Here is a 14,221-nt window from a genome sequence, read left to right as displayed (position 1 = left end):
CACCGTCATACGTGGAATACGTTGAGTAGGTTGAGTACGTGGATCGAGGCTGTTCCCTAGCACTTGATGCGCAGGTTCCTGGGGTCGTAGAAGGGCGACAGGCTCGCCTGTGCGGGGATGCGCTGCCACGCCACTTCGATCTCGAAGGTGTTCCGCGCGAGCCAGTCCGCGGTGACGCCGTCGGGGTTCGTCACATACCCCATGCCCAGCGAGGCGCCGAGGCGGTGTCCGAACATGCCGGAGGTAATCGAGCCGACGATCCTGCCATCGCACCAGATCGGTTCTTCGTGATGGAGAAGCTTGCCCGGGTCCGCCAGCTGGAACTGGACCAGCCGCCTCTTGAGCGGACCGGCCGCCCTGGCCTGCCGCAGGGCGTCGTCGCCAATGAAGCCGCCCGGCTTTTCCCATGCCACGCAGAAGCCGAGGCCCGCTTCGAGCGGGTTGTCCTCGATGGTGAGGTCATGCCCCCAATGCCGGTAGCCCTTCTCGGTGCGGCAGCTGTTCATGGCGTGGTAGCCGGCCAGGGTGAGGCCGAATTCGCCGCCCGCGGCGCTGAGCGTCTCGAACACATGCAGGGCGAACTCGGTCGGGATATAGAGTTCCCATCCGAGCTCCCCGACGAACGTGATCCGGCTGGCCCGCACGCGCGCGTATCCGATCTGGATTTCCCGGGAGGTGGCGAAGGGGAACGCCTCGTTGGAGAGGTCCTCTTCCGAAACCTTCTGCAACAGCGCGCGCGCGTTCGGCCCCATGACGCCAAGGACCGCCATGCCGGAAGACACGTCGGTGGCGACGCAGCGGCAGTCGGCGGGAATGTTCCGCTCGAGCCAGGAGAAGTCCCTGGTCTGCGTGGCGCCGGCGGTCACGACGAGGTAGGACCGGGGGCCGGTGCGGGTGATGGTCAGGTCCGCCTCGATGCCGCCGTGCGGGTTGAGCCACTGGGTGTACACCATCTTGCCCACGGGGACGTCGACATCGGACACCGAGATCCGGTTCAGCGCCCGCGTCGCATCGGGACCCTGCACGAGGAATTTGGCGAACGACGTCTGATCGAACAGCGCGACCGCGTCGCGGACCGCGCGGCATTCGCGCGCGGCGTTCTCGGACCAGTTCTGCGGTCCCCACGAATACGCGTACTTGGCCTGCGCGCCCGGCTCGGCGTACCAGTTCGCGCGTTCCCAGCCGGACACTTCGCCCATGACCGCGCCCGCCGCCACGAGGCGGTCGTGCAGGGGCGAGCGGCGGGCGCCGCGGGCGGTTTCGAACTGGCGGAACGGCCAGTGCATCGCGTAGAGCAGGCCGAGGGTCTCGGTCGTGCGCTCGCGAAGATAGGTTCGCGTGCCCTGGAAGGGATGCATGCGGCGCACGTCCACGTCGGACAGGTCGACCGGCGGCCGGCGGTCGCGGATCCATTCGGCGAGCGCCTTGCCCGCGCCGCCGGAGCTCTGGATGCCGATGGAGTTGAATCCGCAGGCAACGAAGAGGTCCTTGACCTCCGCGGTTTCGCCCAGCAGATACCGGTCGTCGGGCGTGAAGCTCTCCGGGCCGTTGAAGAAGGTCTTGATCCCGGTGGTCTGCAGGACGGGAACCCGCTCCGCGGCGCTCGTCAGGATCGGCTCGAAGTGGTCGAAGTCGTCGGGCAGGGCATCGAAGCAGAAATCCTCGGGGATGCCCTTCATCCCCCAGGGCTTCGCCACGGGTTCGAACGCGCCCAGCAGGAGTTTCCCGGCGTCTTCCTTGTAGTAGGCGCATTCGTCGGGCACGCGCAGGACCGGAAGATTGCCGGGCAGGCCGTCGATGGCTTCGGTCACGATGTAGAAGTGCTCCGCGGCATGGAGCGGGATCGACACGCCGACCTGCGCCGCCAGCTCCCGGGACCACATGCCGGCGGCAAGCACCACGGTGCCGGCCTTGATGACGCCTTCTTCGGTCTGCACGCCGACCGCCTTGCCGTTCTCGACGAGCAGCTTCTCGACCTTCAGGTTCTCCACGACCTTGGCGCCGCGCATGCGGGCCCCCTTGGCGAAGGCCTGGGTGATGTCGGTGGGGTTTGCCTGCCCGTCCTTGGGCAGGAACACGCCGCCCACCGCGTCCTTGAGGTCGAGCATGGGCCACAGCCCCTTGATGTCGGACGGGCCGACGACCTGCACATCGAGGCCGAAGTTCTTCGCCATCGACGCGCCGCGCCTGAGCTCTTCGAAGCGGGCCGCATTGAGCGCCAGGCTGATCGAGCCATTCTGCTTGAAGCCGGTGGCCTGCCCGGTTTCGCGCTCGAGCTCGTAGAGCAGGTCGGACGTGTACTTTGCCAGTTCCGTCATTTGCCGGCTGTTCCGCAACTGGCCGATGAGGCCGGCGGCGTGCCAGGTCGTGCCGCAAGTCAGCTGCCTGCGCTCGAGCAGGACGACATCGGTGATGCCGAGCCTGGTCAGGTGGTATGCGATCGAGCATCCCACGATACCGCCACCGACGATGACGACTTCTGCCTGGGCAGGAACTCTGTTTGCCATGAATGGATCCTTGTGGTTCCGAGAAGTCCCGACGCAAGGCTTCACCACGCCGCGCTCCCGGAAGATGCCTTGCCGGGCACCGTTCCACGCGGTCCCCGGGCGCATGCCGCGGGCGCGGATGTTGCGTTGGTCAGGTCCAGAATTTCTTTTGATGACTATAAATCTACAAAAAACTTCTCGCAATAAAAATTTAGTGATATATTTTTTTCACACAAGGAATCAAAAAAATTCGGCCGACCAACCCTCTTTCATCCGCCAACGCCCATGCAATCCCATTCCCCAGCACGCCAAGCGTCCGTCCCCAGCTCCTATGTGCTCAAGGTGGCGTGTCCCGGCACGCGCGGCATCGTCGCCGCCATCGGCAACTTCCTTGCGGACCGGGGCTGCAACATCACGGAGATGGCCCAGTACGACGACGAGAACCAGGGCCGCTACTTTTCCCGGGTCGTGTTCCGCACGGACACCACTCCGGCGCCCTCGCTGGAGGAGCTGCGCGACGCGTTCAAGGCGACCGCGGCACGTTTCGACATGGAGTGGAACCTGCGGTCCCGGGACGAGCGGGCGCGGGTCCTCGTGATGGTGTCGAAGTTCGACCACTGCCTGGAAGATCTGCTGTATCGCCAGCGGACGGGAGAGCTGCCCATGACCATCACCGCGGTGGTGTCGAACCACGAGGCCCTCAGGCATCTCGTGGAGCGGCACGACATCCCGTTCCACGTCCTGCCCGTGACGCCCGAGACGAAGTCGGAACAGGAAGCCAGGCTGCTGCAGCTCGTCGCGCAGACGCGCAGCGAGCTGGTGGTGCTGGCGCGCTACATGCAGGTGCTGTCGGACGAGCTGTGCCGCGCGCTGTCCGGCAAAGCCATCAACATCCACCACTCGTTCCTGCCCGGGTTCAAGGGCGCGAAGCCGTATCACCAGGCATACGAGCGCGGCGTGAAGCTGATCGGCGCAACGGCGCACTACGTCACCGGCGACCTCGACGAGGGTCCCATCATCGAACAGGTCGTGGAGCGCGTCGATCACGTCTTTGGCCCCGACCTGCTGGTCGCGGCCGGACGGGACTCCGAAAAGGTGGCGCTCGCGCGCGCCGTGAAATTCCATATCGAGAGCCGCGTATTCCTGAACGGCAACAAGACGATCGTCTTCAGGTAAGCGACGAACGGGCCGCGGTGGCTGCCGCGCCCCGGCGTCGGGAAGCCAGCCCGAAGGGTTGACCTCCCGACGCCCCGCGCGCGTCCGGTCCCGGCCTTACCAGCCGAGCGCCGACGAAGCGGCCCGCCGGGGATCCGCGCCGGCTTCGTACACGCCGCGCTCGAGGTCGTGCCGCACCGTGCAGACCCCGCCCGCGCGCCAGAGGCGGTCCGGCCAGATGACCACCTCATGCCCCAGGTCCGAAAGCGCCTGCGCCGTGGCCTGCGCGATGCGGCCTTCCAGGCAGAGCCGGCCGGGAAAGGCCTTGTGCGGGGAAAACGAGTCCGGATGGCTGTACGTGATGAAGCGCGGGGCTTCGATGGCGGTCTGCGGATCCATGCCGAAGACTTCCATATTGAGAAGGACCTGGATATTGGCCTGCGTCTGGCTGTCGCCGCCCGGGCTGCCGATGGGCATGACCATTTTTCCGGGCCGCATGACCAGGGCCGGACTTGGCGTGAGCCGGGGCCGCTTCCCCGGGGCGAGGCAGGAGGCGTGCCCGCTCAGCGCCCAGGACTGCGAGCCGCGCGAAGATGGCGCGAGGCCCGTTCCCGGGATGACCGGGGTGTCGCTGCACACGTCGCTCGGGGCGATGCAGATCGCGTTGCCGGCGTGGTCGACCACGGTGACGCAGGACGTATCGAACGGGCCGCCTGCCTGGCCACCGGGGTCGCCGCTGGCGGCCGGCCGGGTGTTCGCCCCCGATGGCGGAAGACCGGGCCAGGCGCGGTCCTCGCGGATGAGCTTGCGCCTTTCGTCGGCATAGCGGTCGGACAGCAGCCAGTCGGCCGGCGTGTCGTTGAATCGCGGATCGCCATAGAATGCCTCCCGGTCCGCGAAGACCAGCTTGAGTGCTTCGGCGACGTGGTGGATATAGGCCGGGGTGTTGTGCCCCATCTGCTTGAGATCGAAACCCTTGAGCAGGTTCAGCGCCTGGCCCAGCGTCGGTCCCTGGCACCAGAAGCCGCACGCATGGATTTCCAGGTCGTGGTAGCGCGTCACCACGGGCCGTTCGAACTTCACCTCGAAGTTCGCCATGTCCTCGGGCGTGAGCCAGCCCCCGTGGGCGGCGTGGTAGCCGGTTATCTTCTGCGCGATGTCGCCCTTGTAGAAGGCGTCGCGCGCGGCCTGCAATCCCGCCAGCCGGCTGCCGCCACGCGCCAGCGCGGCATGCTCTTCGTCGATCAGATACTGGATGCTGCCGGCAAGGTCGCTCTGGACGAAAAGCGCCCCCACCGCGGGGACGTCCCCGCCGGGCAGGTAGATGTCGCGGTTGGACGGCCATCGCTCGAGCTTGTGCTTCACCATCTGCAACTGCTCGTGCATGAACGGATACATCAGGAAGCCTTCGCGGGCGAAGCGCAGGGCGAAAGAAGCGACCGTGCCGAACGAAAGCGTGCCGAAGTCGCCGAGCGCCTTGATGAATGCCGCGGGCGCGGCCGGCACCACGGTTCTGAGGAGGCCCTCGGGGATCTCGCCGCCATGCGCCTTCCTGATGTGCTCGAGGCTCGCGGCCGCGGGCCACACGCCAAGGCCGTCGATCGTCACCACTTCGCGGCGGTTGGCGAGGTAGATGATCATCGGCGCGACGCCCGCGATGTTCACCTGGTCGCTGTGCACCACGCCGAGCACCAGGCCCGCGGCGACGCCGGCGTCTATGGCGTTGCCTCCCGCCTCGAGTATCTGGAAGGCAGCCTGGGTGGCGAGGTAGTGGCCGGTCGACACGCAATGGCGGCGCGCGGCAATGACGGCGCGGCCCGCCTTGTACGCGCTTTCGACACTCGAGCCCGACTGGGAAACGGAATCAACCGACATAGCTCCTCGATCCTTTGCATGCTGCCCGCATCGGGCTTCGATGGCGGGAATTCGAACAGGAAAAACAGCCGGTGACGGCCGTCATTCGATCTTGATACCCGCGCTCTTGATCAGGGTACCTTGCTGGTCAAACTGCTGTTTCACGAACGTCTCGAAATCGCTGCCGTACCGGTTGGCGGGCTCCGTGCCGAGCGCGCGGAGCTTCTGCTGCACCTCGGGCTGGGTCAGGGCCTTCTGCAGCGCGTCGACCAGGCGTTTCGTCACGTTGGGCGGGAGGCCCGCGGGGCCCCAGATGCCCTGCCAGTTCGAGTAGCTGAAATCCTTGAGGCCGAGTTCCGCCAATGTGGGAAGCTCGGGATTGTTCAGCGTGCGGGCGGGGCTCGTGACGGCAAGCGCGCGGAGCTGGCCGCTCTTCAGGAAGGGCGCGACCGAGGGGCCCTGCTCGAACATGATCTGCACCTGGCCACCCACGAGGTCGGTAAGGGCCGGGGCGCTCCCCTTGTAGGGAATGTGCCGCATCTCGATGCCCGCGGCCCGCGCGAACAGCTCCGCGGCCATATGCGAGGCAGACCCCGCGCTGTTGGTGGCGAAGTTGATCTGCCCCGGATGCGCCTTTGCGTAAGCGATGAGCTCCGGCACGGTCTTGTATGGCAGATCCTTGTTTGCGACCAGCACGAACGGAATGCTGTTGACCTGCGCGAGCGGCGTGAAGTCCTTGATCGCGTCGTTCGGCACCTTGGTCAGATGCGGAAGGATGGTGTGGATCGAGGTGTTCAGGAGCAGCGTGTTGCCGTCCGGGGCCGAGCGCGCCACCGTGCCGGCCCCGATCGAGCCGCTCGCGCCGGCGCGGTTGTCGATGATCACCGTCTGGTCGAGCGCCGCGCCCAAGGCCGGCGCGACGGTCCGGGCAACGATATCGGTGGGTCCCCCGGCGGGGTAGGGCACGATGAGCCGCAGCGGCACGCCGCTTGCCGACCACGCCTGGCCCGCGAGCCCGAGGGTGAGGCCTAGGAGAATGCTGGACAACATCTGGAAAACTGGGGACCGCATCGTGAAGCTCCTTCAACGTAGCCAATCTGAACGGACGCAGCCAGGTGTGAGCTACCTGGAAGTACAAGAGAAATTCTGTGTACTCAAGTTTTCTGTGCAAAAATTATGCCACGTTTTTTTCTCAAATAGCGTGCTGATATGTTGGTTTTTTTCGTCATGCCGCACCAAACCGGGGCCGGGGGACGTGCGCGGGCGCCCGCCGCCGTGCGGCAATGGTGGAACGGCGCTCGTCGGGCGCGGGCATCGTGACGGCCGGCGGGCATGTCCGCGCGGCATGTGGCGCGGCATGTGGCGCGCGCGATTCTCTCGCGGATCATCGGCGGGGCGAACCGGTTCACCGCGCGTGGGCGGGAAGGTCTTGCGCCGTGGCTATGGCACGAATGGCGTCCCCATGCGCGCGGCCGGGGCGGAGATGCGGAGCGCGAAGCGCGCGCTTTCGCTGCGCGGCGAGGCCGGCGCATCCGCGGCAACGCGCGGGGCTAGCCGCCCCCGCCGTCCCCGTTGCCCTCGCCGCCCTCGTTGCCCTCGTCGCGCTGGCCCAGCAGGCGGCTCAGCGGGCTGACGCCTTTCCAGGTGCGCGTGGCGATGGCCTCGCCGATCAGCCGGAGCAGGGCGTCTTCCACGGTCTTGCAGGCCAGGCTCAGGCGCGCGGAGCCCGCCACGCACAGGAACACGCGCCGCACCAGCGACGAATCGGAAATCGGCACGCAGGCGAATGCGTCCGGGTGCTCGGTCGCCAGCGCGCTCCACGGCAGGATCGTCCACCCCATGCCGGCGCGGACCGCGGCAAGCAGGACCGAGGTCGCGCTGGTTTCCGCCACGAGTTTGAGTTCGAGTCCGGCGGCGACGAACGCCCGGTCCGTCAGCACCCGGATCGAATTGGGAAAGCTCGGCAGCAGCAACGGCAGCGCCGCCATTTCAGCCAGCGTCAGCGCCGTGTCGCGCTGCGCCGGGGCGGGGCCGACGGCCATGAGGTCTTCGTCGAGCAGCGGCACCAGATGCATGTTGGGACGCTGCTGGGCATCCATCGCGATGCAGAGATCGAGCTTCTGCGCCGTCACCAGTTCCGCCAGGTCGGCGCTGCTGCCCTCGACGATCTCGACGGTCACGTCGGGGACGCTGCCGCTGACGAATTGCAGCAGCGGCACGGCCAGCACGCGGGAGGTGCTGGTGGGCAGGCCGACCCGGACGTGGCCCGACGGCACGTCGCGTCCGTGGCGCACGGCGGCGTGCGCTTCCTCCATCTGGCGCAGGACCATCTTGGCGTGCCGGTACAGGATCTGGCCGGTCTCGGTGGGGCGCGCGCCGAACGGTCCGCGCACCAGCAGCTTCGCGCCCAGTTCGGCTTCGAGGTTGACCACGTGCTGGCTCAGCGACGGCTGGGCGATATGCAGCGCATCGGCTGCCGCGGTGATGCTCTCGAGTTCGACGATGCGCGCGAAATAGCGAAGCTGCCGGAAGTCCATGACGGGGACGGAGGGAAGGACGGATGCCCACTCTAGCACCTCGGGTGGCGGGCGGGCATCGGGCCGGCGCTAGCGCCCGCCGGCAGGGTCGGCGGCGGGACCCGCGGCAGGATCCGCCACCGGCACGTCGAGATGGCAGCCTTCGCCGCCGCCCATCGTCAGGGTCAGCAGCGGCGGGCGGCCGAGTGGAACCGGCGGGAAATGGCCGCGGTCGGCCCCGGCGACGGACACGCGCAGGCGGCTGCCGGCCGCCAGCGTCCACGCCACCGGCAGGAGCGCGAACGTGAGCGGCACGGCGGCGCCGGGCGTCAGGAGCTCGGCCTCGGCGCGGCGGTGCGCGCGATATGGCCACGTGGTGCGGTACTCCGCGGGGCACGGCTCCAGCTTCCGGTGGGACGCGCGCAGCATGCCCTCGGTGATGTAGCGGACCGTGCCGTTCGCTTCCACCTCCGACAGGTAGACGAAGAGCGCCGCGTCGGGCTGCGACGACGCCACGCGGAGATGGGCCACCACGTGGCCGGCGATCGCCAGCGGCGACGCCAGCGGCGCGGAATCGAAGTGGGGCAGCGCGGCTTCGCGCCGGCCCCAGTCGGCGTAGTAGTCCTCGATGTTGAGCGCGCCCAGGCGCTCGTAGCGCGTCTGCCGGCCGGTGGTCCAGTCGAAGCTGACCTGGACGCGCACTTCCGTCGGCGCGGGCGCCGGCGTGTCGGCAAGCGTGCCGTCCCCGGCCAGGTAGAGCCGCGTGGCATCCGGCGCCGGCGGCCACGTGTCCGCCGGCTGCCAGCGGTCGTCGTGGATGCTGTGGTAGTGCACGCGGGCTTCGCGTTCGAGGCCGGTCGGCAGGCCGAGCAGGTGGTGATCGAAGAATCGCAGGACTTCGCCCAGCAGCGGGAAATCCGACGCGGCGTGGTCGCGCCACGGCGAGACGTTGGTGCGGGCCCCGTGGTCCCACGGGCCCAGCAGCAGGCGGCTGTCGTTCGACGGCAGCGACAGGAAGCGCGTGATGGCGCCGTTGGCGTAGCCGCCGCCGTCGTACCAGCCCGAGATCGAATACACCGACACGTCCGGCGCGATGCCGTCCAGGTAGCGATAGGGGCTGCAGCTTCCCGAGTCGAGCGACGCATCGTGGAACGCCGCGCCGTCGCGGAAGGCGAATTCCGGCGCCAGGTCGGCCAGCGTGAAGTTGTTGCGGTGCTCGGCGATGGCCGCCGCGACGAGCGCGCCGTCCAGGTCCTCGTCGCAGCGCTCGGGGCCCGCGAAGCGCGGGTCGTCGAAATAAGGAAACCCGGCCACCAGGTCGCGGCGGTCCTGGTCTAGCGCGAGCATCAGCTCGTCGTAGGCTTCCACCCAGACCTTGGACAGCATGCCGCCCGGATAGAGCTGCTCGCTGTAGATGTCGGACACCGAGAACAGCGGCGCGATCGCCTTGACCGCGGGGTGGCCCGTGCTGGCGAGAAAGCACGCGGCGGCGCCCAGGTAGGAAATGCCCGTGGAGCCGATCTTCCCGTTCGACCAGGGCTGGCCGGCGATCCATTCGGCCACTTCGTAATAGTCGTCGCGTTCGGTGGGCGAGCGCAGCGCGTCGCGCGTGCCGAAGCTCGCGCCGGTGCCGCGCACGTCCACCACCACGACCGCATAGCCCCTGGGCACGAATGCGTCGCGGTACTTCGCGGTATTGGGGCTGGGCTCGGCGCCCGCGCCCGACAGGCGGAAGCGCCGGTAGTACGGCGTGAAGATGACGACGGTCGGGAACGTCCGCGGCGCGGCTTGGCCCGGCAGCGGCTGCGGGACGTAGATGTCGGCGGCGAGGCGGCAGCCGTCCCGCATCGGCAGGTAGCGCGACGCCGGGCGGGCCGGAACGGAGAAGGTGGACGGGCGGCTTGCCAGGTAGGCGGACGGTGGCGTCAGCCACGCGTTGCCGCGGGTATCGATGTCGGACATGACTTGTGCGCTCTTGCGTGAGGGCCGAGGGCCCGGGGGGGGGGCCCGGGATGACGGCAGTCATGGTACGGAGCGCGGCGCGCCATCCGGAAAGACGAAATTCCGATCCGGTCATAGGCTGGTCCTATGACGATGCGGTTTCGTGGGCGCCCGCGCGCCGGAGCATGACTGGCCTCGCGCATTCGCGCACTCGTTCTGTGCGCCGCGCCGCGGGGCTGCATTGCAATGGCGCGTCCGTGCCCCACCGGCGGGCAGGCGCGTCATGGTTTCCCGGGGGCATAGCCTTTGCCTATGTTGGCATCGACAATCCGTATTGGTTGTTCGGCGTGCGTATCCATACCATCGCTATGAAAATTCCGTGATTGGCTTCGCTTCGATGGGAGAGTGTTGATGTACCGACGTTTGATTGCTTCTGCGTTCATTGCCTCGGCGGCCATGTGTCATGGTGCCGCGCAGGCCGAGGATGCGTTTCCGAGCCGGCCGATCCGGATGATCGTGCCGCAGTCCGCGGGCTCGGGCGGCGACGTCGTGGCGCGGCTGCTTTCCGACCGCCTGTCGCAGGACCTCGGGCAGACCATCGTCGTCGACAACCGGCCGGGCGCGAACGGCATCGTCGCCATGAGCACGGTCGCCAAGGCGCAGCCGGATGGCTATACCGTGCTGCTCACGGGCGTGTCGCAGATCAGCTTCAACCCGCACCTGTATGCGTCGCTGCCGTACAACCCGCAGAAGGACTACACGTTCATCTCGCCGGTCGTCGACACGCCGTTCGTGCTGGTGGCCAGCAAGGCCAGCGGCATCACGTCGGCGCGGAGCTTCATCGACAAGGCCAGGCAGAAGCCGGGCGGGCTGACGTTCAGCAGCGCCGGCGTCGGCAACTCCACGCACCTGGCGATGGAAGTGGTGGCGGACAAGCTGGACCTGAAGATGACCCACGTCGCCTACAAGGGCTCCGGCCCGGCGCTGACCGGCGTGGTGGCGGGCGAGGTGGATGCGATGGTCAGCGTGCTCGGCGCGGCGCTGCCGCAGGTGACGGGAGGGACGGTGGTGCCGGTCGCGATCGTCGGGCCGCACCGCGTCAAGGAGCTGCCGAACGTGCCGACGCTGAAGGAGGCCGGCATCGACGCGCCGCTCATGCCGAGCTGGTACGCGCTGGTGGGCCCGGCCGGCATGGACCCGAAGGTCGTGACCCGCCTGAACGCCGCCGTGCAGTCCGCGCTGGCGGACCCGCAGATCAAGGCGAAGCTGGCTTCGCTCTACCTCTTCCCGGTCGTGGGCTCGGCCGAGGCCATCAGGCAGCGCGCCGTGTCCGAGTCGAAGGTCTGGGGCGACTTCATCCGCAAGCGGGGCATCCAGAGTTCGTGACGCGGCGCGCGGGGGTCGCCCGCGCTTCGCGTCGACGCGCGCCGCCTCGCGTCGCGCGCGCCGGGCGCTCAGGCGTTGAACAGCACCGACGCCACCCGGCCGGCCGCGGCCTCCAGCAGCGGGCGCCGGGCCAGCATCTCGTCGAGCGGCAGCCGCGCGCTGGGCGCGTGGACCGCGAGCCCCGCCAGCACCTTGCCCGCCGCGTCGCGCACCGGCACCGCCATCGCGTTGAGGCCGAGCGAGTCTTCCTCCTGGTTGATGGCGTAACCCTGGCTGCGGATCTGCGCCAGCGCGGCTTCGAGCGCCGGCACGGTGGCGAGCGTATTGCGCGTGTAGGCGGTCAGCGCGAGGCGCGGCAGCAGCTCGCGGCGCTGCGCGCCGGACAGGTGGGCGAGCAGCAGCTTGCCGATCGCGGTGCAGTGGGACGGCACGCGGCTGCCCGGGCGCAGCTGCACGCGCAGCGGCCAGTGGCATTCGACGCGGTCGACGTACAGGACTTCCTCCCCGTCGAGCACGCCGATGTTGCAGGTCTCGCCGATCTCGTCCACCAGCTCGGTGAGGATCTGGCGCGTGGCCAGCGACTGGCGCGGCGCCGACAGCGCCGCCACGCCGAGCTGGCGCAGGCGGGCGCCGAAGATGAAGCGGTCGCCGCCGGCCTCGCGCGCGAGCAGGTCCAGCTCCTCGAGCTGGCGCACGATGCGGTGCACGGTCTGCTTCGGCATGCCGGTGAATTCGGCCAGTTCGGCCAGGCTCAGGCCGCGCACCTGCTCTCCCAGAGTCTCCAGGATGCCCACCGCCTTTTCGAGCGCCGAACCCGTGGTGCGGGCGCGCTCCTGGTCTTCCATATCCATCATCGACAAGATCCTATCGCCACAAAGGCGCCAGCGTCAGCAGCGCGGACGCGAACAATACCAGCAATACGTAACGGCGGAAGCCGGCCGCGCCGGCCAGCGCGAACAGCCGTTCCCCGGCCAGATGGCCGCCCACCATGCCCGCGGTGGCGATCGCGTAGCTGCCCGGCGCCATGACGCCGAAGGCGCCATGCCACCCCAGCGTGGCGACCGACACCAGCCCGAGGATCAGGAACACCGAGGTGGCGGTGAGCCGGATGGTACGCGGGTCGAGCCCGGGCATCGCCATCAGGCCCGCCATCAGCGGCGGCCCCGACACCCCGGCCATGCCCTGCGCGACGCCGGCGCACAGGCCCACCAGCAGGATGCGCGCCGGCGTCATGTTGCGGATCAAGCGCCGCCCCACCACGATGAGCGCCACCGACAGCAGCAGGATGGCCGCCAGCGCCACGCGCATCGCGGGCTCGGGCAGCCATTGCAGCAGGGCGAGCCCGGGCAGCATGCCGGCCAGCCCGCCCGCGCAGATGCGCGCGAGCAGGCGCCAGTCGATGTCGCGGTATTCGGCCGCGACCAGCGGCAGCGCGCTCAGCGTCTGGAACAGCACGGCGATCGCCACGGCCTGGGCCGGCGTCCAGACCAGCGACAGCAGCGGCACGGCGACGAGCGAGAAGCCGAGCCCCGAGACCGCCCGCACGAGCGTGCCCGAGAACACGATCAGGGTGGTCGCCGCCAGCGGCATCCAGGCCGGGCTAGCCATGAGACGCGGCGCCGAGCACGGCTTCGATGCGCGCGGCGGCGGCCAGCAGCGCCGCATCCTCGCCACGGCGGCCGATCAGTTGCAGGCCCACCGGCAGGCCGCCGTGCGTGCCCGCCGGCAGCGTCAGCGCCGGCATGCCGGCCAGCGTCCACAGCCGCTGCGGCGCGCGCGAGCCGGAGCCCTCCGGCAGCAGCGGCGCGGTGCCCACCGTGGCCGGCGCCAGCGCGATCTCGCCGGGGCGCAGCATGGCGTCGAGGCGCGCCGACAGCGCGGCCTGCTCGCGCACGGCTTCGTCGAAGCGCGCCGCGCTCACGCGCGCGCCGCGCTCGGCCATCGCCAGCAGCTTCGCCGACACCTTGTCGGGTGCCGCGCGCAGCGCGGCGCCGTGGCGCCGGGCCAGCTCGAAGGTCAGCAGCGTGTCGGTCAGGCCGGTCTCGGCGGCGGCGATGCCGGCGTCCACCGACAGCGGCGCGAGGCCGAAGCCGGCGCCGCGCAGGCGCTGGTATGCGCCGTCGAGCGTCGACGACACTGCCGCGGACACTTCCTCGCCGAACCACGGCTGCAGCACGCGCAGCGCGGGGGTGGCGCCATGCGCTGCGGCTAGCAGCGACGCCGGCGCGGCGATGCCGGCCAGCACCGCGTCCGCGGCGATCACGTCGGCCACGCGCGCGGCCAGCACGCCGGCGTGGTCGAGCCGCGCCGAGAGGCAGAGGATGCCATCGGTGGGATAGCGCCCGAAGCTCGGCTTGAACCCCACCACGCCGCAATAGGCCGCGGGGCGGATGACCGAGCCAATGGTCTGCGTGCCGAGCGCGAGCGGCACCAGCCCGGCGCCGACCGCCGCGGCGGAGCCGCTCGAGGACGCGCCCGGCGAGCGCCGCGCGTCGCGCGGATGCACGGTCGCGGCGGCCGCCGCCAGCGCGTATTCGGTGGAGGCGGTGACGCCGACCGGCACCGCGCCGGCCGCGGCCAGGCGCTGTACCAGCAGCGCATCCCGCGCGGGCCGGCGCCCCGCGTGCAGCGGCGAGCCCCACGCGCACAGCGCGCCGGCCATGTCGATGATCTCCTTCACGGCCACGGGCATGCCGTGCAGCGGGCCGCGCGCGCGCGGCGGCAGGGCGTCGAGTTCCGCCGCGCGGCGCGCGGCGCGCGCCGCATCGAGCTCGATGAAGGCGTGCAGCGTGCGGTCGCGCTGGCGCGTGCGCACCAGCGTGGCGGCGATGCGCTCGCGCACGCTGGCCGGCGCGGGCTGGAATGAATCTTGGGAAAGCATGT

The 14,221-nt window shown here is 69.5% G+C and carries 10 protein-coding genes; 2 read left to right on the top strand and 8 right to left on the bottom strand.

The genetic code is table 11. The features are described 5' to 3' along the window. Positions 1 to 56: 56 nt before the first annotated feature. Positions 57 to 2,507, bottom strand: coding sequence for a GcvT family protein (locus KF708C_RS11885; protein ID WP_059411950.1), 2,451 nt, complete (start codon positions 2,505 to 2,507; stop codon positions 57 to 59). A gap of 264 nt (positions 2,508 to 2,771) precedes the next feature. Between KF708C_RS11885 and purU the strand changes: the two genes are divergently transcribed. Beyond that, a complete protein-coding gene (gene purU, locus KF708C_RS11880) occupies positions 2,772 to 3,662 on the top strand; it encodes a formyltetrahydrofolate deformylase (protein ID WP_059411949.1) in 891 nt (296 codons plus the stop codon). A gap of 96 nt (positions 3,663 to 3,758) precedes the next feature. Here purU and KF708C_RS11875 read toward each other — a convergent pair whose 3' ends face one another. From KF708C_RS11875 to KF708C_RS11860, 4 genes are all read right to left on the bottom strand, one after another. Further along, positions 3,759 to 5,516, bottom strand: coding sequence for a gamma-glutamyltransferase family protein (locus tag KF708C_RS11875; protein ID WP_059411948.1), 1,758 nt, complete (start codon positions 5,514 to 5,516; stop codon positions 3,759 to 3,761). An 81-nt stretch (positions 5,517 to 5,597) separates the two neighbouring features. Continuing rightward, positions 5,598 to 6,566 (bottom strand): Bug family tripartite tricarboxylate transporter substrate binding protein, encoded by a 969-nt coding sequence (locus KF708C_RS11870; RefSeq protein ID WP_063922997.1) that lies wholly within the window; start codon positions 6,564 to 6,566, stop codon positions 5,598 to 5,600. A gap of 479 nt (positions 6,567 to 7,045) precedes the next feature. Beyond that, positions 7,046 to 8,032 (bottom strand): LysR substrate-binding domain-containing protein, encoded by a 987-nt coding sequence (locus KF708C_RS11865; protein WP_059411946.1) that lies wholly within the window; start codon positions 8,030 to 8,032, stop codon positions 7,046 to 7,048. A 69-nt stretch (positions 8,033 to 8,101) separates the two neighbouring features. Then, positions 8,102 to 9,973 carry a CocE/NonD family hydrolase gene (locus KF708C_RS11860; RefSeq protein ID WP_059411945.1) on the bottom strand — a complete coding sequence of 624 codons (1,872 nt, stop codon included), beginning with the start codon at positions 9,971 to 9,973 and terminating at the stop codon, positions 8,102 to 8,104. Positions 9,974 to 10,363: 390 nt separating this feature from the next. On the opposite strand from KF708C_RS11860, the gene KF708C_RS11855 reads away from it, so the two are divergent. Then, entirely contained in the window at positions 10,364 to 11,338 is a 975-nt protein-coding gene (locus tag KF708C_RS11855; protein ID WP_029043416.1) for a Bug family tripartite tricarboxylate transporter substrate binding protein, read from the top strand. 68 nt (positions 11,339 to 11,406) lie between these two features. Here the strand turns inward: KF708C_RS11855 and KF708C_RS11850 are convergent, their stop codons facing one another. The 3 genes from KF708C_RS11850 to KF708C_RS11840 are packed head-to-tail and all read right to left on the bottom strand — an operon-like array spanning position 11,407 to position 14,219. Beyond that, the gene (locus KF708C_RS11850) at positions 11,407 to 12,192 is read right to left on the bottom strand and encodes an IclR family transcriptional regulator (protein ID WP_020202177.1); all 786 of its coding nucleotides are present in this window, start codon (positions 12,190 to 12,192) and stop codon (positions 11,407 to 11,409) included. Between the two features lie 10 nt (positions 12,193 to 12,202). After that, on the bottom strand, positions 12,203 to 12,946 hold the full coding sequence (locus KF708C_RS11845) for a sulfite exporter TauE/SafE family protein (protein WP_197090347.1): 744 nt from the start codon (positions 12,944 to 12,946) through the stop codon (positions 12,203 to 12,205). Further along, complete coding sequence (locus KF708C_RS11840) at positions 12,939 to 14,219, bottom strand: amidase (protein ID WP_059411943.1); 1,281 nt, start codon at positions 14,217 to 14,219, stop codon at positions 12,939 to 12,941. Before KF708C_RS11840 ends, KF708C_RS11845 begins: the two co-directional genes overlap by 8 nt. Positions 14,220 to 14,221 lie beyond the last annotated feature (2 nt).

It is taken from the genome of Cupriavidus basilensis, from assembly GCF_000876015.1.
GTDB lineage: Bacteria > Pseudomonadota > Gammaproteobacteria > Burkholderiales > Burkholderiaceae > Cupriavidus > Cupriavidus basilensis_B.
The sequence above is the reverse complement of the archived record's forward strand: the minus strand, read 5'-3'. Positions and strand labels throughout refer to the sequence as shown.